23 protein-coding genes are annotated in these 26,006 nt (G+C 45.7%); 16 read left to right on the top strand and 7 right to left on the bottom strand.

Annotated features, from left to right (window positions below):
- Nucleotides 1-165 precede the first annotated feature (165 nt).
- Entirely contained in the window at nt 166-1,749 is a 1,584-nt protein-coding gene (locus EXN75_RS01705) for a S41 family peptidase (RefSeq protein ID WP_134842551.1), read from the top strand.
- Nucleotides 1,750-2,228: 479 nt separating this feature from the next.
- On the opposite strand, the gene EXN75_RS01700 is transcribed toward EXN75_RS01705, so the two are convergent.
- On the bottom strand, nt 2,229-3,200 hold the full coding sequence (locus EXN75_RS01700; protein WP_134842550.1) for a bile acid:sodium symporter family protein: 972 nt from the start codon (nt 3,198-3,200) through the stop codon (nt 2,229-2,231).
- A 293-nt stretch (nt 3,201-3,493) separates the two neighbouring features.
- Between EXN75_RS01700 and ruvB the strand changes: the two genes are divergently transcribed.
- The 3 genes from ruvB to ybeY all read left to right on the top strand — a co-directional run bounded on the left by ruvB (nt 3,494) and on the right by ybeY (nt 5,579).
- On the top strand, nt 3,494-4,528 hold the full coding sequence (gene ruvB / locus EXN75_RS01695) for a Holliday junction branch migration DNA helicase RuvB (protein ID WP_022111302.1): 1,035 nt from the start codon (nt 3,494-3,496) through the stop codon (nt 4,526-4,528).
- Between the two features lies 1 nt (nt 4,529).
- On the top strand, nt 4,530-5,018 hold the full coding sequence (gene coaD / locus EXN75_RS01690) for a pantetheine-phosphate adenylyltransferase (RefSeq protein WP_134842549.1): 489 nt from the start codon (nt 4,530-4,532) through the stop codon (nt 5,016-5,018).
- A 126-nt stretch (nt 5,019-5,144) separates the two neighbouring features.
- Nucleotides 5,145-5,579: an rRNA maturation RNase YbeY gene (gene ybeY / locus EXN75_RS01685; RefSeq protein ID WP_006848933.1), complete on the top strand. Its 435-nt coding sequence runs from the start codon at nt 5,145-5,147 to the stop codon at nt 5,577-5,579.
- Between the two features lie 180 nt (nt 5,580-5,759).
- Here the strand turns inward: ybeY and dusB are convergent, their stop codons facing one another.
- On the bottom strand, nt 5,760-6,749 hold the full coding sequence (gene dusB / locus EXN75_RS01680) for a tRNA dihydrouridine synthase DusB (protein ID WP_134842548.1): 990 nt from the start codon (nt 6,747-6,749) through the stop codon (nt 5,760-5,762).
- A gap of 132 nt (nt 6,750-6,881) precedes the next feature.
- On the opposite strand from dusB, the gene EXN75_RS01675 reads away from it, so the two are divergent.
- From EXN75_RS01675 to EXN75_RS01640, 8 genes are all read left to right on the top strand, one after another.
- Nucleotides 6,882-7,685, top strand: coding sequence for a helix-turn-helix domain-containing protein (locus tag EXN75_RS01675; RefSeq protein ID WP_134842547.1), 804 nt, complete (start codon nt 6,882-6,884; stop codon nt 7,683-7,685).
- 185 nt (nt 7,686-7,870) lie between these two features.
- The gene (locus tag EXN75_RS01670) at nt 7,871-9,154 is read left to right on the top strand and encodes a DUF4876 domain-containing protein (RefSeq protein WP_246031261.1); all 1,284 of its coding nucleotides are present in this window, start codon (nt 7,871-7,873) and stop codon (nt 9,152-9,154) included.
- 49 nt (nt 9,155-9,203) lie between these two features.
- The gene (locus EXN75_RS01665) at nt 9,204-11,957 is read left to right on the top strand and encodes a TonB-dependent receptor (protein WP_246031260.1); all 2,754 of its coding nucleotides are present in this window, start codon (nt 9,204-9,206) and stop codon (nt 11,955-11,957) included.
- Nucleotides 11,958-11,976: 19 nt separating this feature from the next.
- On the top strand, nt 11,977-13,692 hold the full coding sequence (locus EXN75_RS01660; RefSeq protein WP_134842546.1) for a DUF6850 family outer membrane beta-barrel protein: 1,716 nt from the start codon (nt 11,977-11,979) through the stop codon (nt 13,690-13,692).
- A 57-nt stretch (nt 13,693-13,749) separates the two neighbouring features.
- Nucleotides 13,750-14,007 carry a thioredoxin family protein gene (locus EXN75_RS01655; protein WP_134842545.1) on the top strand — a complete coding sequence of 86 codons (258 nt, stop codon included), beginning with the start codon at nt 13,750-13,752 and terminating at the stop codon, nt 14,005-14,007.
- Nucleotides 14,008-14,088: 81 nt separating this feature from the next.
- Complete coding sequence (locus EXN75_RS01650; RefSeq protein WP_134842544.1) at nt 14,089-14,508, top strand: nitrophenyl compound nitroreductase subunit ArsF family protein; 420 nt, start codon at nt 14,089-14,091, stop codon at nt 14,506-14,508.
- A gap of 33 nt (nt 14,509-14,541) precedes the next feature.
- Complete coding sequence (locus EXN75_RS01645; RefSeq protein WP_134842543.1) at nt 14,542-15,273, top strand: aromatic aminobenezylarsenical efflux permease ArsG family transporter; 732 nt, start codon at nt 14,542-14,544, stop codon at nt 15,271-15,273.
- Nucleotides 15,274-15,309: 36 nt separating this feature from the next.
- Nucleotides 15,310-15,636 (top strand): cupin domain-containing protein, encoded by a 327-nt coding sequence (locus tag EXN75_RS01640; protein WP_134842542.1) that lies wholly within the window; start codon nt 15,310-15,312, stop codon nt 15,634-15,636.
- Nucleotides 15,637-15,802: 166 nt separating this feature from the next.
- Here EXN75_RS01640 and dprA read toward each other — a convergent pair whose 3' ends face one another.
- The 3 genes from dprA to EXN75_RS01625 form a co-directional block, all read right to left on the bottom strand.
- Nucleotides 15,803-16,930 carry a DNA-processing protein DprA gene (gene dprA, locus EXN75_RS01635; RefSeq protein WP_134842541.1) on the bottom strand — a complete coding sequence of 376 codons (1,128 nt, stop codon included), beginning with the start codon at nt 16,928-16,930 and terminating at the stop codon, nt 15,803-15,805.
- A gap of 110 nt (nt 16,931-17,040) precedes the next feature.
- A complete protein-coding gene (locus tag EXN75_RS01630) occupies nt 17,041-18,336 on the bottom strand; it encodes a DUF2851 family protein (RefSeq protein WP_118117887.1) in 1,296 nt (431 codons plus the stop codon).
- Between the two features lie 52 nt (nt 18,337-18,388).
- Complete coding sequence (locus tag EXN75_RS01625) at nt 18,389-18,790, bottom strand: acyl-CoA thioesterase (RefSeq protein WP_022111308.1); 402 nt, start codon at nt 18,788-18,790, stop codon at nt 18,389-18,391.
- 199 nt (nt 18,791-18,989) lie between these two features.
- On the opposite strand from EXN75_RS01625, the gene dapB reads away from it, so the two are divergent.
- The 4 genes from dapB (at nt 18,990) to EXN75_RS01605 (ending at nt 22,684) form a co-directional block, all read left to right on the top strand.
- On the top strand, nt 18,990-19,751 hold the full coding sequence (dapB, locus tag EXN75_RS01620; RefSeq protein WP_022111309.1) for a 4-hydroxy-tetrahydrodipicolinate reductase: 762 nt from the start codon (nt 18,990-18,992) through the stop codon (nt 19,749-19,751).
- Nucleotides 19,752-19,857: 106 nt separating this feature from the next.
- The gene (gene lepB, locus EXN75_RS01615) at nt 19,858-21,306 is read left to right on the top strand and encodes a signal peptidase I (protein ID WP_118117888.1); all 1,449 of its coding nucleotides are present in this window, start codon (nt 19,858-19,860) and stop codon (nt 21,304-21,306) included.
- A 30-nt stretch (nt 21,307-21,336) separates the two neighbouring features.
- A complete protein-coding gene (locus tag EXN75_RS01610) occupies nt 21,337-21,810 on the top strand; it encodes a S26 family signal peptidase (protein WP_134842540.1) in 474 nt (157 codons plus the stop codon).
- Nucleotides 21,811-21,970: 160 nt separating this feature from the next.
- Nucleotides 21,971-22,684 (top strand): WbqC family protein, encoded by a 714-nt coding sequence (locus EXN75_RS01605; protein ID WP_118117892.1) that lies wholly within the window; start codon nt 21,971-21,973, stop codon nt 22,682-22,684.
- Here EXN75_RS01605 and EXN75_RS17565 read toward each other — a convergent pair.
- Together EXN75_RS17565 and EXN75_RS01600 are read right to left on the bottom strand one after the other, a co-directional pair.
- The gene (locus tag EXN75_RS17565) at nt 22,675-22,830 is read right to left on the bottom strand and encodes a hypothetical protein (protein WP_158570091.1); all 156 of its coding nucleotides are present in this window, start codon (nt 22,828-22,830) and stop codon (nt 22,675-22,677) included. The two genes, EXN75_RS01605 and EXN75_RS17565, sit on opposite strands and share 10 nt — an antisense overlap.
- Nucleotides 22,831-24,457: 1,627 nt before the next feature.
- The gene (locus EXN75_RS01600; protein WP_134842539.1) at nt 24,458-25,804 is read right to left on the bottom strand and encodes a M16 family metallopeptidase; all 1,347 of its coding nucleotides are present in this window, start codon (nt 25,802-25,804) and stop codon (nt 24,458-24,460) included.
- Nucleotides 25,805-26,006: the final 202 nt, after the last annotated feature.

Genomic DNA, 26,006 nt, shown 5'->3' with positions numbered 1-26,006 from the left:
AACGAAGAGTGAAGAATTCAAGTGCTTTCGTGGGGAAACTATTGAAATGGGGAACTATTGAAAACGGGAACCATTGAAACGGGAAACCATAGAAAATAGAACTGTTAACTGTTGACTGTTGACTCTTGAAGGATTTCTCTCTTTCATAAAGCTTAAGATTTAGAAATGAAGAAATATCTGTTTATTGCATTAGCGGCATTCTTGGCAGTAACTTCTGTCAGTGCCCAGTTGCGCGTGAAAATGGGCAAGAATAGCCCGATAGAGAAGTTGGGAAGGGCTGAAATTGCCATTGCCAATCTCTATGTGGATAGTGTGGATGAGAATAAACTGGTAGAGGACGCCATCCGGGGAATGCTCGAAAAGCTGGATCCTCATTCTTCCTATACCACTGCCAAGGAAACCCAGTCAATGCACGAGTCTCTGAATGGCTCTTTTGATGGTATCGGCGTGCAGTTTAATATGGTAGATGATACGCTCCTGGTCATCCAGCCGGTTACCAATGGTCCTTCCGAGAAGGTGGGCATTATCGCCGGCGACCGTATTGTGGCGGTAAATGATACTGCCATTGCGGGCGTCAAGATGAGCAAGGAGGAAATCATGAAACGGCTCCGTGGCCCTAAGGGTACGATTGTAAACCTTACCATTGTACGCCGCGGCATCAAGGATAAGCTTACCTTCAAGGTGAAACGTGATAAGATTCCTGTTACCACGATGGATGCTGCCTATATGATTCGTCCGGGCATCGGTTATATCCGTTTGGGAAGTTTCGGAATGACGAGTCACAAGGAGGTTTCCGAGGCGATGGATTCCCTGAAGAAGAAGGGCATGAAAGACCTTATCTTCGACCTGGAGGATAATGGTGGAGGTTATCTGCAGACTGCGGCAAAGATAGCTAATGAGTTCCTGGAGAAGGGTGATCTGATTGTCTATACCAATGGTCGCAGGGCTCCCCGTCAGGAGTTCTGTGCTGAGGCCAATGGTCGCTGGCGCAAGGGCAAGATTGTTGTCCTCACTAATGAGTTTACGGCTTCTGCGGCAGAAATCGTTTCCGGTGCTATACAGGATCAGGACCGAGGTGTAGTGGTGGGTCGCCGAACCTTTGGCAAGGGACTGGTGCAGCGTCCGCTTACCTTCGAAGATGGCAGTGAAATCCGTCTCACCATTGCCCATTATTATACGCCAAGCGGCAGATGCATCCAGAAACCTTATAAGAAGGGCGACCGCGAGGATTATGCGATGGATCTTGACAAGCGATACAAGCATGGTGAGTTTACCAATCAGGACAGCATTCACCTGTCCGACTCTCTGAAGTATTATACCCTGCGCAAGCATCGTGTGGTTTATGGCGGCGGTGGCATTATGCCTGATTATTTCGTGCCGCTCGACACGACCAAATACACCAAATTGCATCGTCAGTTGTCGGCTAAGAGCATTGTCATCAATCACAGTCTGAAGTTCATCGATGCTCATCGCAAAGAGTTGAAAGCTCAGTTCAAGGACTTTAATAAGTTCATGAAGACCTATCAGGTTCCTCAGTCGCTTGTGGATGAGATCATCGAGGATGGCAAGAAAGAGAAAATAGAGGCGAAGGACGAGGCTGAATTGGCTCAGACGAAGAAATACTTAGCTATTCAGTTGAAAGCCCTTGTAGCGCGCGATATTTGGGATATGAGTCAATATTTCCAGGTATGGAATGAGACGAACGAGATTGTTCTGCGTGCAGTTCAGCTGCTGCAAACCGGAAAATAAATCAAACCAGCTCATGTGAAATTGTTTTAGTTTCACATGAGCTGTTCTTGTTTAAACTCAAGAAAGAAGTATTATGAGCGTTATAAAGAGTGTTTTTATATTTCTTGTTTTCTTGCTTATGACTTCTTGTCATCAGCAGGAAATGTCTCAATTGTCAAAAGTGGACGAACTTTTGAATAAAGGACAGTTTGAACATGCTGACATGTTACTTAGAAAAGCAGAGAAAGAGTCCCTAAATTCAGAAGCTCTGAGAGCATATTTTTCTTTTTTGTTTTATTTAGTTTTCTGGAATGATTAAATCTCTGAAGAAGCCTCCAGCAAAGAATGATCTGATCTTTATGGAAAACTCCAGTAAAGATTCAGGAGAAGCCTCCGGTAAAGGATGAATTAATCTTTATGGAAGCCTCCAGTAAGGAATCTCTGGAAGAAAGCTCCAGCAGAGGATAATGAATCTCTATGAGAATGGAGTGGGAAAGGAATTAGTTCTTCCCATGCATGTGATCCCATTTCAGATAGATTCCTGCGAGAATCGTGCCGGAAATACTGTGCCAGGCACAACTGATGGCGCAAGGCAATACGGCCAAAGGCTGGGCGGCAAAGAAATTGCCGGCAAGCACCGTGGCAAGACCAGCGTTCTGCATTCCCACCTCAATACTGATGGTACGCTTCTTGGCTGTATTGAATCCGGCACATTTGCCTGCCAGCCAACCCAGAAGATAACCCAAGGTATTGTGGCAGAAAACCACCGCAAAAGTCCAGAGGAAAAGCATCAAGCCACGGGCTACGAGATCATCGTGAACCGTAGAAATCACACCGCCTACGATAATGGCCAGACAGGTTACACTGATACCCGGCATGAGGCTCTGGATGGTAGGGAAGTATTCTTTCTTGCCATATACGTAATTGAGGGCGCAGCCGATGGCTACAGGAATAATCGTGACGATGAGGATGTTGATGAACATTCCCACTGCATCTACATGGATAATCTCGCCAGCCGTAATCTTCAGCAGCAGCGGAGTCATTACTGGAGCCAGAATGGTAGAGGCGCAGGTCATTCCTACGGAGAAGGCCACGTCGCCATGACAGAGATAACTCATGATGTTGCTCGATACGCCGCCCGGACAACAACCTACCAGCAGAATGCCGAGCGCCAGCGCAGGGTCAAGATGCCATACATGAACCAGCGTGTAGGCCACACCAGGCATGATGATAAACTGGGCACAGGCACCGATGAAAACATCGAGCGGACGCTGAGCCAGAATCTTGAAATCATTGGTGGTCAGGGTGAGCCCCATCGTAAGCATAATAATGCCGAGAATGACGGTTTGGGTTGTTCCGCGCACCCAGTCGAAGGTATGTGGGAAGAAGAATGTAAACACAGCTACACCTATTACAAAAATAGATGTATAATTGGCCAGCCAGCGGCTGAGTCCTTGAAATAACTTAAGCATAATTCTATTTCTTTTAAAATCCTATATTTCTCTCTCGTTTATGATCTCTCATTGCTTCCTCTCTTTCAAATTCGGGTGCAAAATTACAGATTTCTTCTAATATGACAAAATATTATTGGAAATAATTGCGATTTATAAGCAAATAATGTGTCTATCCTTTCGTTTTCGCACAAAAGGCTTGCAAGTGAGCAATGAAAAAAGTATTCCTCCTATTCTCACTTTTTGGTTTATTTATTTTGTCTTTCCCCTAAATACTTGTATCTTTGCACCATAATTATCGATAATTACAAAGAATGAACGAAGATTTTGACATAAGAAATGAGTCGGTTACGCCTGCCGAGAAGGAATTCGAGAAGGCACTGCGACCACTGAAGTTCTCTGACTTCAGCGGACAGAGCGGTGTGGTGGACAATCTCGAAATCTTTGTTGAGGCTGCCAAATACCGTGGCGAACCGCTCGATCATACGCTCCTGCACGGTCCTCCAGGACTGGGTAAGACTACTTTGAGCAACATCATCGCCAATGAACTGGGTGTGGGATTCAAGATTACCTCAGGTCCTGTGCTCGACAAGCCGGGCGATTTGGCCGGCATCCTGACTTCCCTGGAGCCGAATGATGTGCTTTTCATCGATGAAATCCACCGTCTCTCGCCAGTTGTAGAGGAGTATCTCTATTCGGCTATGGAGGATTACCGCATCGACATCATGATAGACAAAGGACCTTCGGCAAGAAGCATCCAGATAGATCTGAACCCTTTCACGCTGGTGGGCGCTACAACCAGAAGCGGACTGCTCACAGCCCCTCTCCGTGCCCGTTTCGGCATCAATCTCCATCTGGAGTATTATGATCCGGAGACGCTGCAGAAGATTATCCGGAGAAGTGCAATGCTCCTGAAAGTGCCTATCGAGGATGCGGCTGCGGTGGAAATCTCCCGCCGTTCGCGCGGAACGCCTCGTATTGCCAATTCGCTCTTGCGCCGCGTGAGAGATTTCGCCCAGGTGAAGGGTAACGGAACCATCACTTACGACATTGCGCAAATGGCGCTCAAGGCGCTGAACATCGACCAGTACGGTCTGGACGAGATAGACAACAAGATTCTCACCACCATCATCGACAAGTTCCGTGGCGGACCAGTGGGCGTGGGCACCATAGCCACAGCCATCGGCGAGGATGCGGGCACGGTAGAGGAAGTGTATGAGCCTTTCCTCATCATGGAGGGTTTTATCAAGCGCACTTCGCGTGGTAGAATGGCTACGAAACTTGCCTACGACCATCTGGGCAGAAACCCTTATGCAGGGAATGTGATGCAGGGAGACTTATTTGAGTAATATGAAGATAGGAATATTTACGGGTACATTCGACCCATTTACGATAGGACATCAGAACATTGCGGAGCGTGCTCTGCCGATGTTTGACAAGCTTGTGATTGCCGTGGCGATGAGCAAGCTGAAGCATGCTAACGAGGAGATAGAGAAGCGTGTGGAGGACATCAAGGCTGTTTTCCCGAAGGAATGTGCAGAACTGGTGGATGCTGGTGATGCTTCTAAGGGATTCCGGCTGGAGGTGGTTTCCTACGATGACCTTACCATCGACCTGGCGCATCGTCTGGGAGCCAAGTTCTTAGTGAGAGGCGTAAGAAGCGCCAAGGATTTCGAGTATGAGCGTGAGCAGGCTGACATCAACAAGCAGTTGGGCGGTGTAGAGACCATCCTGTTATTCTCTGATCCTCGCTACAGCAGCATCAGTTCTACGCTCGTCAGGGAGTTGAGATTCTTCGGAAGAGAAGTGGATGAATTCCTGCCTAAGGCGAAAGTGTGACAGGAATGAAGCACCTAATAACTTCATCGTATGAATCGAGAAGTGACGTGCAATCCTTGGAGAAATAAAGAATGAAGGAATAACAAAACAATTAAGAAATAACAGATAAAAATAGGAGGAAAAAGTATGATTACATACAATGTAGATGGCGTGAAAATGCCAAAGATCAAGAAGCGCGACACCAGTGCCTGGATTCGCAAGGTAGCTGCCTCTCATGGCCGCAAGGTGGGAGAGATAGGCTATATGTTTGTAGATGACGAGAAAATTCTCGAAGTGAATAATGAGTATCTGGGGCATGATTACTATACCGATGTCATTACCTTCGATTATGATGAGGATGATGTCATCAATGGCGATATCGTGATTTCGCTCGATACCGTCCGCACCAATGCCGAGCAGTTTGGCAAAACCTACGATGATGAGCTTCACCGTGTCATCATCCATGGCATTCTGCACCTCTGTGGCATTAATGACAAGGGCCCTGGAGAGCGTGAAATCATGGAGGAGAATGAGAATAAGGCGCTCGCCCTGCTCGAGGGTGCTTCGATTTTGAAGAAGTAAAGCCCTTCTATCATTTGAGGAAGTTAGGTTTCTTCATTTTCCCAGTAGAAGTATAGAAAAAACGACTGTTAACTGTTGACAGTGAACTAATAAAAAAAAGGGAGATTCCAAAGCTGATGGTTGGAATCTTCCTTTATTTATTTTATGGTTCGGCGGATTTGCAATCTGCCGTAAACAAGTCTATATTTGTATTGCCTTGATTCTTTCCCGGCATTCCTTCAGGATTTCCTTCAGTTCATCCTCCTTGTTGGCCCTAAGCATGGCGATGCGGGTCTGCTTGAAGTCAGGGATTCCCTTGAAGATAGGGGAGGCGGCCAGATGGCGACGGGTGTGGAGAATGCCTCGGTACTCGTCGATGCGCTCGATATTGATGCGGAGCTGCTCTTCCAGAAGGTCGATTTTCTCATCCACGGTCAGTGGGGCTGCACCGGTATTGTCGAGATAATCACGGATTTCCTTGAAAATCCAAGGTCTTCCGAAGGTGGCGCGACCAATCATCACAGCATCTACACCATAGCGGTCGAAGGCAAGCTTAGCTTCTTCCGGGGTCGTAATATCGCCGTTGCCTATGATTGGGATATGAATGCGGGGATTGTTCTTCACCTCTCCGATGAGGCTCCAGTCGGCTTCTCCCGTGTACATCTGGCTACGGGTTCTGCCGTGGATGGTGAGTGCCTGGATTCCGCAGTCCTGCAACTGCTCAGCCAGGTCGGTAATGATGAGGTTGTCATTATCCCAACCCAGTCGGGTTTTCACGGTTACAGGCACATTGACTGCTTTCACCACTTCTCTTGTAATATCCAGCATCAGAGGAATATTGCGGAGCATACCAGCTCCAGCGCCCTTTCCAGCCACTTTCTTGACAGGGCAACCGAAGTTGATGTCAATCACGTCCGGATGAGCCTGTTCTACAATCTTTGCAGCTTCCACCATATCCTCGGTGGTGCGGCCGTAAATCTGAATGCCCACAGGGCGTTCCTCATCGCTTATCGTAAGCTTGCTGACGGTGCTCTTGATGCTTCTCACCAAAGCTTCTGCCGATACGAACTCTGTATAAACCATGGCTGCTCCGAATCGCTTGCAGAGCATGCGAAAGCCTATGTCTGTCACATCTTCCATCGGAGCGAGGAAGAGGGGTTGAGATCCAAATTCTATATTTCCTATTTTCATTGTCGTAATGAAGTATCTATTTTGTGACTGCAAAGTTACGGCAAATCGTGGACAAGACAAAATAATAAGCCGATATTTCATTATTTTTAGGTATTGCACAGAATCCTTATAATTTGTACTTTTGCATTCTGAATGAGTATAGATAAGGATTTTGTCAAGATAACGGCCATAGAGAACACCCCTGAATACGACCGTAAAAATATACACCAGCACGATTATTACGAGTTGGTGTGGTTTACTGATGTTGATGTCGAGGATACCATTCAAATAGATTTTGGTGATTATCCAGTGGAGCCTGATTGTTTCTATTTTATATCTGCGCGCCAACTCCATCGCATTGACCGAACTGGCAAGCGAGGCATCGTTATCGCCTTGACTCCAGAGTTCTTTAATAGTATTGTAGAAGTGAATGTCTATCCTCGTTCCACTTTTGCTATCAATTCTATTATCAACCAACGTAAGTGCGACCTTTGTCGTTCAATGGTACATTTGATAACCACCGAATATGAGCGTGGTTGTCGCTATTCTCTGATGGAGGCTTACTTCAAGGCTCTTTTTATTCACATGGGACCAATATTGAGTAATAATCCCATTGTGGGAAGTAAGCGCAAGGCTGCGGATTTGCTTGACTTGATAGAGATGAATTACATCGAGCATCGGGATGTCTGTTTCTATTCCGAAAAAATGTCCATGTCTGACAAGGTGGTCAACGACATAAGCAAGAAGGTACTGGGAAAAACAGTCAAGGATATCATACAAGACCGCCTTGTCTTAGAAATCAAGCGAGAAATAGCATCGGGTATCAAGACTTTTAAGGAATTAGCCTTCCATCTCGGATTCAATGAGCCGAGCTATTTTACTCGTTTCTTCAAACAGAAGACAGGACTTACACCTGAGAAATATCGGGAGAATTTCAACAAGATGTTGGAAAGTTGATACCGATAGATACCTATTATTGGGTATTCCTAGGGGGAAACGAAATACCTACTTGTTGGTAAATGCAGGTCAAGAGCGGAAAAGTGTAAGCCAACTTCCGATTTGTGTAAGCATCATATCATGAAAAGCTAGTACTTTTGCAGCCGTTTTATGTAACATTATTAATTAAAAGTATCTAAGGTAAAATGAAATTACGTATTTACACAAAGGTAGCATTGGTAGCTATCGCTTCGTTGATGATGACTTCTTGTGGCGGTGGCGATGATCCTGTAAATGAGAAAATCGAGTTGACAATCCAAGCTCAGGCTCCAAGTGAGGAGGATGTGGTCAGTGATTATTCTGACTTTCAAGTAACGCTTTCTTCTCAGCGAGATGGCAAGAGCTATACCGAGAAAATGTCTAAGGATGGCAAGGCAATATTTACGGTTGATAAGGGTAGCTATGGTGTGGAGATTTCTGGGCTTGTGGACAACAAGGACTATTTTGGAACTTCTGGCATCGTGCAGTTTGGTGAGACCAAGACTTTTGCCCTTGATGTAAAACATATTGTTAAGTCTTATACTGGCAAGATGGATGGTATCGTATTCAAGGAAATCTTCTACAATGGTGGAACATACGGTGGCAAGATGATGCACCCAGATCAGTATCTTGTAATAGCCAATAGCTCTGACCATGACATCTGTGTGGACGGCTTGGTTATCGCACAAAGTTCTAATATGAACTCTTTGCCTTGCAACACCTTGACAGATTTGCTACCAGACTTTGTGGTGGCTTCCAATATGTATCAGATTCCTGGTAGTGGAAATGAGCATGTGTTGAAGCCTAACGAGGTGTATGTTATTGCTTCTTCTGCTCTTAACCATACAGAGTATTATGAAAAGAACGTAGAGAAGGATACTGGTATTCCTGTAGACCTCTCTGGTGCAGACTTTGAGTTGGCAGACGAGGATGCTCGCCAGAATGGAAAGGTGACAGACAATCCTGAGGTGCCAAACATGATTAAGATTTCTAACAACTTGCCTGGTGGTGTGACAGCATGGATGCATCCATACGGCATTCGCCCTATGTTTATGTTTGATGGTAGTAATATCGACTGGGATTCTTTCAAGGCAGAGAATGCTGTAACCTATAAGGAAAAGACAAACATCAATTCGGAGATCAAAGAATACCAAGGCTACAAGATTCCTACTCGTTTGATAGTGGATGGTGTGGAGAGCACTTCACAAACAACTCCATATTGGGGTAATTTTGAAAAGAAGTCTCTTCCTGCCGAGGTTGATAAAAGTTATGTACAGGCAACAATAGCTCAGGAAAGCTCTTCTTTTTCTTGTCACAGCAGTGTATTTATGTTCCGTGTGCAGACAACAGCCGGCAAGCTCCAAGACACTAATGACTCTTCTAAGGATATGAAGATTGAGCATCGTGGTGAATTCAAGGGGTATCCTAAGGGATGGAGAAATAGTAATTAAGAAACTGTTCATTCAATCAAATATATGTTTGTACTAAAGTTTTAAACACATGATAAGAAAGTTTACAACATTCCTCTTGTGTTTGATGACGCTTTCTTCAGCAGCCGCCGAGCCCGTCAAGGTTACGGTAAGCGGCTGTTGTCGCAATGCTAAGGATGGGGATGTCTTGTGCTTTGCCACTGTGAGAGTGAAAGAGTTGAACCTGAGTATGCTGACCGATATCAACGGTTGTTTCAAGTTTCCTGCCGTCAAGGGCAAGAACTACACCGTTTCTGTCAACTACATCAACTGTGTAGAGCGGCAAGTGCAAGTGAAAGCAGGCGACAAAAGTTCTATCAATATCGACCTAGAGCAACAGAGCTATGCCCTTGACGAGGTGGAGGTAATGGCAGAATATGATCCGCATAAAGGTTCTGTCGCTGTCATCAACCAGCAAGCATTGGAGCACATTCAGCCCACATCGGTAGCTGACGTAATGACCTTAATGCCAGGGGGGCTCTATCAGCATAACTCTGCCACGGGATTCAATCGTATTAGTCTCCGCCAGTCGGGTAGCGATGATAACACCTCGCTAGGCTTGGCTGTAGTTATGGATGGCGTCAGCATGGATAATGATGGCTATCGCTCGCAGATAGCAGGGATGCAGAGCTCAGACGAGTATTCCTCACGATTGGGTTGGAACAAAGGTATGGACCTTAAGACACTATCCACCGACCATGTACAACGTATAGAGATTGTGAAGGGTATTTCGTCTGCCAAGTGGGGAAATCTTTCTTCTGGTGTGATGTCGCTCAACTCAAAAGTAGGACAAACACCTTTGCAAATCAGACTGAAGACAGATCCACTTACCAAGTTGGTGTATGCAGGCAAGGGATTCAAGTTGCCAGACAATGCGGGCTTCCTTCATGTTGGTGTGGATTATACATCAGTATATGATGATCGTCGCGATCCACTGAGCAAGTACAGTCGACTGACGGGACAAGTCACTTGGAATAACTTCTTCAATGTATGGGGCAAGCCGCTCTTCCTTTTCTTTCGTGCCTCGGAGACTTATACGCTCAATCAAGCTAAGGAGGATGAGTTGACGGATGAGTTCAACGAGATGTTAAAGAACAAGTATTCTCGCACGTCGTTGGTCTTCAAGGGGCGTTTTTCTGAGTTGGCTAAATGGATAGACAATATTGAATATATCTCTTCGCTCGACTATACGTACGACCGTATAGATCGTAATCGTTATGTACAGCTTGATATACCTCTCCCTTCGCCTCTTGATAACGGGGAGGGAGAACATGAGGGCATCTTCTTGCCATCGGCTTATTATAGTCGATTCCACATAGACAACCAGCCGTTGGCTTGGCTTAATCAACTTAATGCGGAGAGCGTTTTCGAGACTTCTTGGATTAAGAACAAACTAATATATGGTGCGGAATGGAAGTATACCAAGAATGGTGGTAAGGGTGTGGTTGTAGACATGAGTCGTCCACCATATCCTAATAATAGCGAATATGTGCGCCCTATGCCTAATGATGCGATACCAGCTATGTCGGCAGGCGCAGCATATGTTGAGGAGCAAATTATGCACAGCAACAAGTATTTTGACTTGGCGCTGAATGCCGGTGTACGCTTTTCTAAAATGTTCAATCTTGACAAGGCCTATGCAGAACTGAGTAAGGTGGTAGCTGAACCACGTGTCAACGGTGCCATATCTTTCAATGTTCCAATGGGAAAGAATGGCAAGATGTTGAAGGCGATGTTGCGTATGGGATATGGACAGGAGAATAAGTTTCCTACGCTCGATTACATCTATCCAGATCCCGTGTATAAGGATTTGATTATGTTGAGTGCATACGTGAAGCAAAACGATAAGAACAATTATTTGCTCACAGATACACGCAAGTATGATGTGACCAACTATCAGCTTCGCCCCAACCGAAATAATAAGTGGGAGGGAGGCGTCGATTTGAGTTTTGAGGGCTATCAGCTCTCACTCACGGTGTTTTCGGAGAAGTCGAAGTGCGGTTTTGGTAGTATAACTAACTATCACCCTGTGAGCTATCTGCGATATATGGATCCGAAGAATGGACAAGCCATCATAGGCCATCGACCAAGCAAGGACGATTATAACGAGGAGATGTACCAAACCTTCGTGGATATGCCTGTGGTAAGAAACAGTGTTAAGACGGAAAAACAAGGATTGGAATACCGCTTTGTGTTCCCGAAGATACAGCAGCTAGCCACTACCATAGAGGTGAATGGCGCTTACTATGCGACCAAGTATGGACAGACAGCCCCAGTAGAATATCACCATAGTTTCAAGGACAATAACAAGCCATTGTCATACGTGGGAATCTATGAGAAGGATGATGTGACTCGTCGCCGCATCTTCAATACGAACGTGTGGTTCAATACCAATATACCTCGTTATAAAATGGTTTTCACTACTTTCTTCCAAATGATATGGCTCAATGATGTGAAGCGAATTAATGGAGATGAGTATCCCACCTATTATTATGGAAATGACGGAGTTTGCAAGAGCGTGGACGAGCGTATAATCCAAAAGATAGATGGTGGTGAATTGACATGGCGTCACTATCATATTTACAAAGAGGAATACTACGAGAAAGAACCAATCTCGCTCTCCGTGAACTTCAAGTTGACCAAGGAATTCTGTAGAATGGTGAAGGGAGCGTTCTTTGTTAACAATATCCTCGACATCAATCCGAGCTACAAGAACCGCTACCAGCAGAATACTCGTATATGGAAGAAAGCTTTCTTTGGTGCGGAATTGACTTTTAGCATTTAGATAAGCTTTAGTATTTAGAATGAGAAAGAATAAAAAGAAACAACATATCTGTATTTTGGGGATGCTGATGATGTCTTCGATGGGCATGGCACAGGAATCTTTGCTCTTCGAGAATTCCCATTCTCCGTTGGAGGTGGAATGTCAAGAGCTAGGTACCCGACCTGAACTGCAGATTCGAAACGTCGTACTTACCAATCCTGCCATGTTGAGGCATGGGTTGGATAATCGCCGTTCTTACTTCAATGACAATCCGAAGACCTTAGCTAGCTCCCACTCTTTAGTCGTGGCATTGCAAGGGGCGGGAGGTAAGATGCAGGGAGATTTCATCCCGATGGAAGGCAATCGTTTCGAAGATTACTCCGTTGTCGCCAATGGTGTGATGAGAGGTGAGAAAAGCCTGCTCTATGGCAAGGCTTCGTTTACATCGGGAAGCCATCGCAACATCGGGTGGAATGCACAACGTTTCCCGATGACTTATTGGCCTTATGTCGTGGCAGATTCTACGGGTGGCAATATGAACTATGAGACCTACAATCTCTTGTGTGCCTATAGTTTCCGTTTAAACCAGCGTGTCGACATGGGATTCTTTGGCGAATATAAGGGCGATTTTGCATTTCGTAAGACTGACCCGCGCATCGAGAATATAACTTCCTGGCTTACTTTAAAGTGCGGTGCCAGTTACCTTTTGAACGGAGGCAGTCGCATTGGCTTGGATATAGACTACCAGTTGCATCGGCAGCACACAGACATCAGGCATTTCCGCACAGGTCAGTTTGCGGGCTTCTTTATGGAGTATGGCTTCGGAATGTACGACTATATCCATAGTCCTATCTACAATTCAATGAAGCATCAACAACATCAGCACTCGTATGGTGCCAACGTGATCTTCTCATCGAATGCTAACCACCCTCTGAGATTGAATGCTCGCTTGGGTTATGGCTTCGATGAGATGAACACCGAGGAGAATATACATAAACTTAACCTTTATAGGGCGATGACCTATCGACTGAAAGCAGATGCTAGCCTGCTATGGAACAACCAAAGTTGGGGCTTAGGCTTTACGGGACATTTGGAGAGTGCTCAACGTCAGGGACATGAGTATATCTTCGAACGTTATGTGTCAGCAACAGTGGATGGAGTGGATGTATATGACTATCGCAAGATAGGGCAGCAAGATCGTTACAAGATGAATATGATGCAAGGCAATGCCCAGCTCAAAGTATCAAAGTATTTTGGTGCGCTCAGCACACTGTCGCTCTTTGGTGGTATGGAGTATCTGAAGAGGGAAGAGACCTACAAAGAGAAGGGGTTCCTCGTTCGCAACGCACTTGTAACTCCGCAGGTAGGAATGGAGGCAAAGCATAGCTCTAAGTGGGGGAATGCGAGATTGACGGTTTGCTATGGTCATCGCACCTCGCCGGAGCATCAGTATCATGTGAATGTGGATATGGATAGACATACGGAATATCAACATACTTTCTGTACATTTGCCTATTATGCACATAAGGCAGATGTGCTCAACCTGGAGGCTGAGGTGGCTCATACTTTTAGCTTTGCTCGAATGGGATTACAACTAGTATGGATGTGGGTGACTGGGAATCGTCTGGAGAACGTGGCTTATGATGCTGGGCGTTATGAAGCCCAAATTCCTTCAGCCAAGAAAAAAACAGTGAGTATAACTCCAGACAGGCATGATCAGCACTGGATGAAACTGACGCTCTTTGCGGAGTTTTAGACCATCTGACACAGGATGAATTATTAAGACATAGTATAAACATATAAACGTAGAAAAATGGAAAAAGACATTGACATCAAGGTGTTGAGCGGTGGTTGCTCTTGTTGCAGTCAGCTCTATGCTAATGTGGAACAAGCAGTGGATGAACTGAAAATCGACTGTCAGCCAGAGTTCGTTTACGACATTAATGTGGCGCTCAAATATGAGGTGTTGCAGATGCCAGCCCTCATCGTGAATGAGAAGGTGATCTCGCAAGGAAGTGACCTCTCTGTAGAAAAAATCAGGGAAATCCTGAAGAGGGAACTTTCTTTATAAATAGATAATAACATCGTAAGAACAATATTCTATAGTAATTATCATAGATAGTAAGTATAAACATTTAAAGATATTAGTACAATGAGAAAATTTAGAATTTTCATGCTTTCGGTATTGGCTGTACTCTTGTGCGGCGTAGTTTGTAATGCTAAGTCTAAGACAGGTAGCACCATCGAGGTGGTAGTATTCCACGGAGTGAAGCAATGTGAGACTTGCAAGGCCATCAAGAAGAACTCTGAGGAGGTGGTAAATCAGTATTTCAAGAAACCTGTGAAGGGTGCAAAGGTGATTTACAAGGTCATCGACTTCTCTCAGGAGACAAACAAGGCTATTGCAGAGAAGTATCAGATTGCCTGGACTTCGCTTGTGTTGATTAAGCATGATGCGCAGGGTAAGGAGACTGTTAACAACCTTTCTAAGTTTGCCATCAAGAACGCTCGTACCAATACGGCTGAGTTCCGCAAACAGTTGGTTGTGGAAATCAAGAAAATGATGAAGTAGCCTTGTTGTTGGATAGAGGATTGTCAAGAAGCTATGGAAGAAATTCTCAATCAACTGATAGATACTAGTACCATTCCGTTGTTTACGGCACTGTTGCTTGGACTTCTTACATCGGTAAGTCCTTGTACTTTTACCACCAATGTGATGGTATTGGCATTTATTGGTAAGGATGTGGAGGATGGCAAGCGCTCATTTATCAATGGGTTGGTGTATATCATTGGGCGTATCGTCACCTATACCTTGCTTGGTGTGTTTTGTATCTTTATCATTCGAGAAGGGGCAAGTACTTTCAATGTCCAGATCTTTGTAAGCGAGAATGGAGGCTATGTGTTAGGTCCTACATTTGTGCTCTTCGGTTTGTTTCTGCTCTTCGGCGAAAAAATACCACTCAAGAAGTTTGGCTTCCATGCCACAGAGCGAAGTAAGCAATTGACTGGAACTTTCGGTGCCTTTGTTTTGGGGTTGCTTTTCGCCTTGGCGTTTTGCCCGATAAGTGGCGTGTTCTATTTCGGGATGCTCTTGCCTATGTCAGCGGTAGAAACAGGTGGATATCTATTCCCAGTGGTCTTTGCCATAGGCTCCAGTATCATTGTGGTGCTGATTGCATGGATTGTAAGCTTTAGCATATCTCGACTGGGTAAACTCTATAATTGGGTAACTATTATCCAAAAGCGTGCAAATATCGTAGTTGGTATTGCTTTTATCATTGCTGGCTTGTATTACTTCTGCGTATATTACTTACACATCTTTACAACATTGGAATAATGAACTTTGAATAGAAACATTAAAATAGGAAACGAAATGAAGAAAATAGAAACTCCAAAGACTCCGTTTTTAGTATCCGATCGTATCGAATATTCTACGGGTAGTATCGTAAGTCAGCAAATTACATACAATTCTGTTGGCAATATCACTCTTTTCGCCTTCGATGAGGGGCAGCAATTGAGTGAGCATACTGCTCCTTTCGATGCTGTCGTTGAGATCTTGGACGGTGTGGCAGAAATTCACGTAGGTGGTGAAGTTTATCTAGTAAAGACTGGCGAGATGCTTATCATGCCAGCCAATGTGCCTCATGCTCTCTACGCAGAGCAGAAGTTTAAAATGATTTTGACGATGATTAAGGGATAATTCAACTGTTGACTGTTAACATTGTTGACTCGAAATAGGGAAAATAAAAGAGGGTGTACCATGTTGTAAGATATGGCATACCCTTTTTTATTGTTAAAGCTTTTATAATCTTTCTCTTTAATTAACTTTTACTTCGTGCGTCGAACAGTTCTTCCCTCTTCGTTCTTCACTTCAGCAGATGATACATTCCTCCTGCCAAGGTCTTCAAGATGCCCTTCATTTCCATCGTGAAGAGGATGGAGGTGAGGCGAGTGATGTCGATGTTCGACTTCACGGATATGAGGTTGATTTGGAGGTCGTTGGTCTTGGAGAGAATATCTACGATGAGCTGTTCTTCGGGCGATAACTCAGGGAAGAGGCTACGCTCAATGCCCTGCTGCTTGGCGCGCATCAGCTTGGCGTCATCCTGCCAACCCATATCCTTCACGAAGTCGGCGGCAGAGGTGAGGAGTGTGGCTCCATTGTCGCGTATCAGATTGTTGCAGCCCTCGCTGTAAGCATCGCCTATCCTGCCAGGGAAGGCGAATACGTCGCGGTTGTAGGACTGGGAAATCTGGCAGGTGATGAGTCCTCCTCCGTGGGCCATGCTTTCGATGAGGATGCAGGCATCCGACATTCCTGCCACGATGCGGTTGCGGCGCACGAAGTTGATCTTGTCGGCGTTCGTCTGGGTCAGAAATTCCGTGAGCAGTCCGCCCTGTTCTATCATCCTTAGCGCCGTTTCTTTGTGGCGGTTGGGGTAGAGGTCGTCCAGTCCGTGAGCCAGCACGCCTACCGTCTCATACCCCTTGTCAAGCGCCTGTCGGTGGGCATTGATGTCCACTCCGTAGGCGAGTCCGCTCACGATGAGAACCTGTGGACAGAGCTGCTTCAGATCGGTGATGAATCGGCGGATGAGATCCTCGCCGTAAGGAGTGCAATGGCGGGTTCCCACGATATTGATGACGCGCTGTTGGTTCAGGTTGGCGTTGCCCTTGTAGAAGAGCATGAGCGGCGCATCATCGCATTCTTTGAGTCGGCTGGGGTAGCGTTCGTCGTTCATCGTGAGGGGTTCTATGCCGTAGCGCAGGTCGTATTCCAGTTCCACTTCTGCCCTTTTTCTTGCCTCATCGCTATTCTGGATGGCGTTCACGAGTTTATCTGAGGCATCGGGCAGGATGTCACGGAGATTGTTTTTGTGCTCCATGATGAGCGTAGCCGAGCCCACCTTTCTATATAGTTCCAGCATTCCCGCAAGACTGAAGTAGTTGAGCCTTGTGAGGAGAATCGTATTTAAAATTTCTTGTTGATCCACGGTGTTGTTTTTGATTTATTGTTTGTAATTTAATAGTTAGGTTTGCACCTTTGAGAGCTAAGGGTTTTCCCTACATGTTGTAGAATTCTTCACTCTTCGTTCTTCACTCTTTACTTTCTCTTCAGGTACTCATATCCTATCCTGCACCTCAGACATTCCTTCTTGTCGCAATATTCCTTTTTCAGTTGGATGAGGGCTTGCGAGTCTCCGGCGTTTTCCACCTCCAATCCGCATTGCTGCCACATTCTCACGATATGGTTGTTTTCAGCCTTCAGCTCCTCCAGGAATTCGAAAGCCCGGTCGCAGTACTTTTCCTCGCCTCTGTGCCGTCCGTAGGCAAAGAGGATGGGAATGACGGTGTTGATGATGAGCAGGTTGAGCGAGAAAGGGGATATGTGCTTCTCGTTGCGTATGCTCTCGCTTCCGAAGGTGTAATGCGTCTCCCAGTAGGGCGTAACCGATGTTTTCAACACTCCGATGACCTCCTTCACGGTGGTGGCTTCGAGCAGATGGCTGAGACTTGCCTGGCGCCGGAAATAGAGGTTGGCCAGTTGGGAGATGCGGATGTGGGGGAAGTTCTGCGGGCGCAGTCTCAGAAAGCGCCAGAGCTTGTAGTCTATGGGCGCGAGCGAAAATTTATGTTGCAGATAGAGGTATTCATTCCTGAGTTTGGAGAAATATCCGTCGTTCAGTGCGTCTTTCTGATAGCGTTCGGGGATGGTTGACAGTTCGAGCAGTCCAGCCTGTCCTAAGAAGATGGCTTCTATCTGGAAGAGGTCGTCGCGGTGATGATCTACCGAGTGCAGGGGGATGGAGAGAGCCCATTGCTCGAAGGCTTCCCCGTTGATGCCGAATCCGTAGTTGCGAGCCAGGGTCACGAAGTATGCGTTTTCCCAGTCTCCGTTGCATTTCTTCACTCTCTCGGCAATAGCTTCTGTTTTCTGTGAGAGTCGCTCGGTTTGCAGGGCGCTCATCCAGGAGTGTACGGAGAGTCGGGTGAGGGCAGGGATAATCTGATAGCAGGGTGGATACTGGTCGATGGAGAGCAGTTCCTGATAGTGTCGGAGCACGTTTTCGGGGATGCTGAGCTGCATCTGCGTGAGGGGTTCTCCCTTGGAGTTGCGGGCTTCCAGGTCGATGATTCCACATACGTGGAGCACCACGTTGTCGTATCGCTCGTCCTTCTCGTGTCCGTGCAGATACCAGTCGCTCGCCTTGTCGTGTATTTCGATATTGCCCACCCAGAGCATTCCATCTATCTTGATTTTAGCATTGAAGAAATCGGGTCCCGCATTGCGGTTGTGCAGCCCTGGGTCGATGACTTCCACCTGCCGATGGTCGGTAGTATGGAGAGGAGAAAGTGGAAACAGCTTGTGTTTCCATACATAGTGAAGTAATTGCTCCATGATAGTTTTCTTTATTTGGTTTCAAAAGATTTGGTTTCAAAAGATTTGGTTTTTAAAGCCAGCGCTCGAAAGCCTTGTCGTAGTCTTCGCTATTACCCAATCTGCCATTGATGAGGCACACCAGTTCTACGGTAGCCTTGAGGCAGAGTTTCTCATCGTTAGCACGGAAGATGTCCTGATGGAAGATGTATCTTACGCCCTGCTTTTCCAGCCACAGGCGGGAGAGGAATTCATCGTCGCACTGCAGCGGCACCTTGTATTGCAGGTTCATGCGAGCCACTACTGCGTCCACGCCCTTATTGTGCATTTCTGCAAAGCTGAGTCCGCATTCCTTCAAGAAGAGATGGCGCGTATGTTCCATGTAGTGCAGATAGTTGGCATTGTTTACGATTCCCTCTATGTCGCACTCATAGTCGCGCACCTCCATTTTTGTTTCAAATATGTATTTGCTCATATCTTTTATTTTTTTTAAATTCTTTCAGAAGTAGGCTAAAATGTTTAGAATCATACGATTTTGCCCCAAATCACTGCAAAAATAAGCAAAATTTTCTATTTATTACTATAATAATGCGCTTTTTTCTACAAATAAATCGGTTTTTCCAAGATTTTTGATTATTTTTGCCGAAAGGAATAAACAAAAAAACAAGATAACAATGAAAATAGCTTTGATAGGCTACGGCAAGATGGGACACATGATCGAAGAGATCGCCTTGCAGCGTGGCCATGAAATCGTATGTAAGATTGACGTAAATAACCCTGAAGATATCGACAGCCCGGAGTTCTGCTCTGCGGATGTGGCTATCGAGTTTACCAACCCTACTGCCGCTTACGGCAACTATCTCAAGGCTTTCTCCCACAATGTAAAGGTGGTTTCGGGTTCTACCGGATGGATGAAAGACCATAAGGAAGACGTGGAGAAACTTTGCGCCGACGGTAAGCAGACCCTCTTCTGGGCCTCTAATTTCAGTATCGGTGTGGCTATCTTCTCTGCCGTCAACCGTTATCTGGCTAAGATCATGAACGGGTTCCCACAGTACTCTGTATGTATGCAGGAAACCCACCACGTACATAAGCTCGATGCTCCTTCTGGCACTGCCATCACCCTGGCAGAGGAAATCATCGACAATATCGACCGCAAGAAAGACTGGAAGCGCGGCGTGACTTACTGGACTGAGGACGGTCATCACGACGAGGGCGATCAGAACATCACTGATGAGGATTTGGTGATCAACTGCGTGCGCGATGGCGAGGTTCCTGGAATCCATGCCGTGATGTACGATTCTGATGCCGATATGATTACCATTGAGCACAGTGCTCATTCACGCAAGGGCTTCGCGCTCGGAGCTGTGCTTGCAGCTGAGTTCACAGCCAACCATTCCGGTCTGCTCACCACATCAGATCTCTTTAAGTTCTAAATGATAAACAGGTTCAGATTGGTTCTAAGGATGAAATTCTGATGGAATCTTTAAGCAGTTCCTAATAAAAACGTTCTGATCTGATAAGCAGAAAAAAGAGAAAAAAATGATAGATAAAGAGAAACAAAAACTGAATATGAAGGTGCAGTGGACGAAGTTTGCCATTGTGATAGTACTGTACCTTGCATTCCTCATCTGGTTGAAGAGTTGGCTGGGACTGATCGTCGTGCCATTCATCTTTGATGTGTATATTACCAAGAAGATACGCTGGCAGTGGTGGAAGGACTCCGAGGGTCCTGTACGCTTCATCATGAGCTGGGTAGATGCTCTGGTATTCGCCCTCGTGGCAGTGTATTTCATCAACCTGTTCTTCTTCCAGAACTATGTGATTCCGTCTTCATCTCTCGAGAAGAGCCTTCTCACGGGCGATTATCTCTTCGTGAGCAAGGTGAGCTACGGTCCACGTATTCCTCAGACTCCACTCACCATGCCTCTCACCCAGCACACCATGCCGCTGGTCAACGTGAAGAGCTACTGTGAATGGCCTCATTGGGATTATCGCCGCGTGAAGGGATTGGGCGATGTGAAGCTCAACGACATCGTGGTGTTCAATTATCCTGCGGGCGATACCTTGGTGAATGAAGAGCGCTATCAGGCACAGGATTACTACCAGATGGTGTATGGATTCGGCGAGCAGATTTTGGAGCAGAACGGACTTTCCAAGGACGTGAGACAGATGAATCCGCTGCAGCAGCGCCAGTATTTCGAGCAGGTTTACCAGGTGGGCAGAAGCTACATCGTGAGCAATCCGGGCGAATATGGCGACATCATCAGCCGACCTACCGACCGCCGCGAGAACTACGTGAAGCGCTGCGTTGGTTTGCCAGGACAGACCCTGCAGATCAAGAATCGCATCGTATATCTGGACGGCAAGGCCAACAAGGAGCCTGACAATGTGCAATATACCTACAAGATGAAGCTCAAGGGCGAGTTCCCGATGGATTTGGCAGACGAGTTGGGCATTACCAATGAAGACTTGCTGACCTACAACCAGTCGGGCGCTATTCCGCTTACCCGCAAGGCTTATCTCGCTCTGAAGGCCAATAAAAATCTGGTGGAGAGCATCTCCATCAATACCGATGCTACTTATGGCGACCTCTATCCGCTGAATGCCTATACGGGTTGGACGCGCGATAATTACGGTCCGGTATGGATTCCGAAGAAGGGCCAGTCTATCGCCCTCACGCTGAAGAATCTGCCTGTATATGAGCGTTGCATCAAGGTGTATGAGGGCAACGACCTGAAGGTGGACCGCCAGGGCCGCATCTTCATCAACGGCAAGCAGGCGAAGAGTTACACCTTCAAGCTCGACTATTACTGGATGATGGGCGATAACCGCCACAATTCAGCCGACTCCCGCTATTGGGGCTTTGTGCCTGAGGATCATGTGGTGGGCAAACCTATCTTCATCTGGTGGAGCCACAGTCCAGACCATCCGGGCTTCTCGGGTATTCGCTGGAACCGACTCTTCAAGTTTGTCGATAACATCAAGTAAGGTCGATAACAAAAGTAAGATTCAGACGGTTTGAAAATAGCATTCAAATTCCTCCTCTCATTGGTGCTGGCATTGCTCTTAGCATGGGGCATCCGCACCTATGTATTCACTGTCTTTTCTGTGCCCGAAGGTGGGCTTCCTCCCCAGCTGAAGGAGGGTAACAGAGTGATAGTGAACAGGATTGACTGCGATATTTTTCACCGTGGCGAGACAATAGTTTTTGCCGATTCCGTAGAGTGCCTCGTTACTCCGAAGTCGAAATATATGGGTAGGGAGAAGAAAGGCTCTTATGTGCGGGGCTGGATGGAAGCCAATTTCATCGGAGTCATCGAGCAGATGCCTGGCGATACGATTCGCATGGGCAGGGAGCGATACGTCATTCCTACCATCTGCTGCAAGCGCTGCGGCTGCAAGGATTGCCGCTTCTATCTCGTGCGCACGGCGAAGGGAAAAACCATTGTCCACAAGCATCAGATTATCGGAAAAGCATATAAGTTGTTTTAGACAAGTATAGAAAAATAAACTGTTAACTGTTGACTGTTGACAGTTTATTTTTATTTTGAACCAGTTTTCATCAGTTGGTTTATCCCAATCAAGTTGTTCAATTTCATTTTATAGATAAGAGACAGAAATTTCAAGAACCCCAAACTATTAAAAGAAAAAGATTTTGAAAGCAATATTATCTTCCACGTATTTCGGTCCTGTGCAGTGGTATCAGAAGCTGAACCGCTATGAGGAGTGCCTGATAGAGCGCCATGAGAGCTTTATCAAGCAGACTTACCGCAACCGAATGATTATCCCTACCACCAATGGTCCTCTTTCTCTCACCATTCCTACCAATCACGGCACTTCGCTGGCGATGAAGGATATTCGCATTTCCGACCATGCCAACTGGCGCCACGTGCATTGGAATGCGCTTCTCTCGGCTTATGGTGAGAGTCCTTTCTTCGAGTATTATCAGGACGACATCCGCCCTTTCTACGAGAAGAAATACGAATTCCTCTTTGATTTCAATATGGAAATCATGGAGAAGATGATAGAACTGCTCGACATCCGTCCGAAAGTCTCGGTTACAGACCGATACGTTTTAAGTGAAGAACGAAGAATGAAGAGCTTTTTAAGTGAAGAAGGAAGAGTGAAGAGTGAAGAATTCAATAGCCCAGAAGCGCAAGCCCAATTCAACACTCAACACTCAACATTCAACGCTCAAATACGGGATTTCCGTGATGCGATTCGTCCGAAAAAGCCTCTTCCTGATGCAGATTTCATTCCTCAGCGCTATTATCAGGTGTATGAGCAGAAACATGGTTTCTTGCCCAACATGAGCATTCTCGACCTGCTTTTCAATGAGGGCAATGAGGCGATATTCTATTTGTAAGACAAAAATGATACGGCGAAGGCATTTTTCTTTTCGGTCTTCACCAGGTTGAGGTCGGCCTCGTCTGGATTCTTACCCTCTTTCCTTGTCTGGTTGATACGTGACTTTGCTTGCCCCCCGTTTCTTGCCCTTATTTTGGTCATCATTGATGACTGAGGTTAGTCGTCTATTAAGCCTGACTTCCAGTACAAGAGAAACTTTCTTTCGATTGCTGGTGCAAAGGTACAACTTTTGGGAATTGAAAACAAATTATTTCGCTATAGATTTCGGTGGCATTTTCGTAAGTGCTTGATTGATAACGTTTTATCGCGATATTTTGGCAATCGTTTTGTGCATTTTGATTGATTTGGAAGAAAAATGAAGGTTAGCGGCCCTGGATTTTGATGAAGCGGTCATTTGGTCATGGTCATCTTCGGTCAAAATCATTTCGGGGGCGCTCTTTTATCCTATAATATATTATAGACTACTTTGACCAATTCCATTTTCATTTTGACCGAAAATGACCATGACCGATTTTGAACGGATTTGCCATTTCTTAGAAAGCAAATCTATGTTAGATGTGTTTGCTAAAAAGTGTTTGACTCTCAAGTATTTGTGTGTATATCGAAGGGCGAATATCAGCGTGTTTCAGGCGCTGGTATTCGTCCTTTTTATGTTTTTATCCTTTTGCATTTGCTGTGGCAAAAATGCTGGAAAAAGCCCCAATATCGCTAAAAAATGGTTATCAAATGATTGTTTTTAGTACGAAAAGGGCATTTATTGAGTATAAAATAGATACGATATCACCTTAATTATAATATAAATAGACTGAACTTGCGAAACTTGAATTATCACTCTGCAGGATATTCTGGTGGTTTATCAGACCCATGGCATGACTGGCTGGCTTCCATGCAGGTACTATTTACCCCGGTTTCTTGACTTAAATCAAAAAAACAGAGTGTATGGAAACTTTTCTCTTAAATTGTTTGTGTGCGCACACAAAAAGTTATACCTTTGCACCAGAAATAAGATACAAGGTTACAAAAGATTGTTAGGATAAGAAAAAAAAGATTGTTAGGATAAGCATAGAACGAGCTTGGAAGGCATGAAGAGATTGCTAAGAAGAACATGAAAAGATTGCTGGAAAAGTTAAGATAAAGGCAAAAGATTGCAGATAGGATAACAAATGAAAGTTGACAGGCTCTTCGGAGTCTTCAATATAGAGGTAGGTAAAGATTATTAGGATAACTTGAGGTTGTCTTTCTTCGGGAAGCAATCTCTTAAAAAAAGAAAGGTAAAAATTATGTTAGTTTTAGGTATGGTTTTCGCAGTATTGGTAGCTGTTGCAGCTGAGGTTAGTGCAATCAAGAACGACCTCGCTTAGGCTTAGCCAAGAAGGTTTCCTAAGAGGGAATCATGCGAACGGAACCGTAGTCATGGGTTTCGAAAAAATGGTTAGATTGGGGTGTGAATCCCTGCGTTTAGTTAGAGTTTTAGGGGTGAAAGTCCCTGTGTTTAAAGTTTGAATTGGAGATGAAAATCTCCGCGTTTGAAAGTAGTTTTTGAACGAAGAGGAAGCCAAATGGGCTTCCGCTATGAGGGGCGAAAAGCTCCTTTTTTTGTTTCATGGCGGTTGGGTTTCAGAAAAAACTGTTTGCTGGCCGAACCGGATGAAATCAGTTTTTGAAAAGGCAGTTATTAATTCAATAGGTAATATAAAGGCAATTGCAGGGGGTGTAGTTTTCCCTTCGCAGTTGCCTTTCTCATTTGTAATTTCTCATTTAATTGTCTTTCTCATTTGAAGATCAGGGTGATGAGTCTGTCTTTGTCGAAAAGTTCCCTTGCCACGTCTTGAATCTGTTGGCTGGTAATGGCTTCCACCTGTTCGTAGAGGCAATCAACGTTTTTCTCCCAACCATAGTGGAGGAAGCTCTTACCGAAATCGAGGGCGAAGTTCTCACGGTTGTCGCAGGCAACGCCAATCTGACCCTTAATCTGCTTTTTGGCAGCTTTCAGTTGAGAGTCGGAGAGCGGTTTCTCCATCATCCGGTCCAGTTCTTTGCGCACCAGTCGCAGGCAGCGCTTGATGTCGTGTTCATCGCAACCGAAGTAGATGCTCCAGGTGCCCGTATCTCCGTAGGCCACCATCGTGCTTTCCACGGTATAGACCAGTCCATTGTGCTCTCTCAGTGCGAGATTGAGTTTAGCGTTCATGCCCGGTCCGCCGAGGATATTGTTGAGCAGATAGAGCGGCATTCGTCGGTCGTCGTTCACATCGTAGGCTCTTGTTCCTATCATCACATGCGCCTGATGGGTATTCTTTTGCATCACAATCGTCTGCCCGGCAATCTCTTCCCCCACAGATGGATAATTTTTAGGTCCCACAGATTTCACAGATGACACAGATTTTTCTGTAGTAATAGAATTCTCATCCCCCGCGAATCCCGTGTCTCCCGAGAAATCTGCGTCATCTGCGAAATCTGCGTGACAATCCTCTTCAGCAAGCTTGCCCGAATCATCATCTGCGAGTGCCCTCCTGACAAGCTTCACCAGCTTCTTGAAATCAATATCCCCATAAGCGAAGAATATCGCATTGTCGGGGCGATAGAGTTTGCGGGTGAATCGTAGTGCATCCTCAGTAGTGAAGGAGCGAACCTGCTCGGCAGTGCCCAGAATATTATGTCCTAAGGGCGAACCCTTGAAGAGAATATTCTCAAACTCATCATAGATCAGTTCGGCAGGCGAATCGTTGTAACTCTCAATCTCATCGCAGATCACCTCCACCTCCTTGTCGATTTCCGCTTGCGGATAGACGGAGTGGAACACGATGTCGGAAAGCAGATCCACTGCCCTGGCGATGTGCTCCTTCAGAATGGCAGAATAATATACGGTGCCCTCCTTGTTGGTGTAGGCATTGAGGTCGCCGCCCACGCTCTCCAGACAGTTGAGAATGTGCCACGCCTTGCGCCGCTCAGTGCCCTTGAAGGTGACGTGCTCGCAGAAATGGGCGAGTCCTTCTTCGCCAGGTTCCTCATTGCGGGTGCCGGCGTTTATCTGATAACCGCAATATACTACCTTGCTATCGGAAGGCAGATGGATGATGCGGAGTCCGTTGTCGAGTGTATGTGTATTGTATTTCATTTCTATGCAAAATCAATGTACAAAATCAATGTGCAAAATTCATTGTGCAAATTTCTAATGTGCAAAGTTACATCTAAAATGTAATTTATCCAAAAATATCAGCTATTTATTTTGCATTATCGCCAAAAACATTTATCTTTGCCTGCAATTAATTCTGCCGGGGAAATCCGGACGGGGAATGATTCCAATTCTTCTTCAGATA

It is taken from the genome of Segatella hominis (assembly GCF_004535825.1).
In the GTDB taxonomy this organism is placed as follows: domain Bacteria; phylum Bacteroidota; class Bacteroidia; order Bacteroidales; family Bacteroidaceae; genus Prevotella; species Prevotella hominis.
This window is presented reverse-complemented; position numbering and strand designations above follow the sequence as displayed.

Excerpts from the sequence above, each read along its gene's own strand:
- EXN75_RS01705 (WP_134842551.1), top strand. The coding sequence starts at position 166 with ATGAAGAAATATCTGTTTATTGCATTAGCGGCATTCTTGGCAGTAACT.
- EXN75_RS01700 (WP_134842550.1), bottom strand. The coding sequence starts at position 3,200 with ATGCTTAAGTTATTTCAAGGACTCAGCCGCTGGCTGGCCAATTATACA.
- ruvB (WP_022111302.1), top strand. The coding sequence starts at position 3,494 with ATGAACGAAGATTTTGACATAAGAAATGAGTCGGTTACGCCTGCCGAG.
- coaD (WP_134842549.1), top strand. The coding sequence starts at position 4,530 with ATGAAGATAGGAATATTTACGGGTACATTCGACCCATTTACGATAGGA.
- ybeY (WP_006848933.1), top strand. The coding sequence starts at position 5,145 with ATGATTACATACAATGTAGATGGCGTGAAAATGCCAAAGATCAAGAAG.
- dusB (WP_134842548.1), bottom strand. The coding sequence starts at position 6,749 with ATGAAAATAGGAAATATAGAATTTGGATCTCAACCCCTCTTCCTCGCT.
- EXN75_RS01675 (WP_134842547.1), top strand. The coding sequence starts at position 6,882 with ATGAGTATAGATAAGGATTTTGTCAAGATAACGGCCATAGAGAACACC.
- EXN75_RS01670 (WP_246031261.1), top strand. The coding sequence starts at position 7,871 with ATGAAATTACGTATTTACACAAAGGTAGCATTGGTAGCTATCGCTTCG.
- EXN75_RS01665 (WP_246031260.1), top strand. The coding sequence starts at position 9,204 with ATGATAAGAAAGTTTACAACATTCCTCTTGTGTTTGATGACGCTTTCT.
- EXN75_RS01660 (WP_134842546.1), top strand. The coding sequence starts at position 11,977 with ATGAGAAAGAATAAAAAGAAACAACATATCTGTATTTTGGGGATGCTG.
- EXN75_RS01655 (WP_134842545.1), top strand. The coding sequence starts at position 13,750 with ATGGAAAAAGACATTGACATCAAGGTGTTGAGCGGTGGTTGCTCTTGT.
- EXN75_RS01650 (WP_134842544.1), top strand. The coding sequence starts at position 14,089 with ATGAGAAAATTTAGAATTTTCATGCTTTCGGTATTGGCTGTACTCTTG.
- EXN75_RS01645 (WP_134842543.1), top strand. The coding sequence starts at position 14,542 with ATGGAAGAAATTCTCAATCAACTGATAGATACTAGTACCATTCCGTTG.
- EXN75_RS01640 (WP_134842542.1), top strand. The coding sequence starts at position 15,310 with ATGAAGAAAATAGAAACTCCAAAGACTCCGTTTTTAGTATCCGATCGT.
- EXN75_RS01630 (WP_118117887.1), bottom strand. The coding sequence starts at position 18,336 with ATGGAGCAATTACTTCACTATGTATGGAAACACAAGCTGTTTCCACTT.
- EXN75_RS01625 (WP_022111308.1), bottom strand. The coding sequence starts at position 18,790 with ATGAGCAAATACATATTTGAAACAAAAATGGAGGTGCGCGACTATGAG.
- dapB (WP_022111309.1), top strand. The coding sequence starts at position 18,990 with ATGAAAATAGCTTTGATAGGCTACGGCAAGATGGGACACATGATCGAA.
- lepB (WP_118117888.1), top strand. The coding sequence starts at position 19,858 with ATGATAGATAAAGAGAAACAAAAACTGAATATGAAGGTGCAGTGGACG.
- EXN75_RS17565 (WP_158570091.1), bottom strand. The coding sequence starts at position 22,830 with ATGATGACCAAAATAAGGGCAAGAAACGGGGGGCAAGCAAAGTCACGT.
- EXN75_RS01600 (WP_134842539.1), bottom strand. The coding sequence starts at position 25,804 with ATGAAATACAATACACATACACTCGACAACGGACTCCGCATCATCCAT.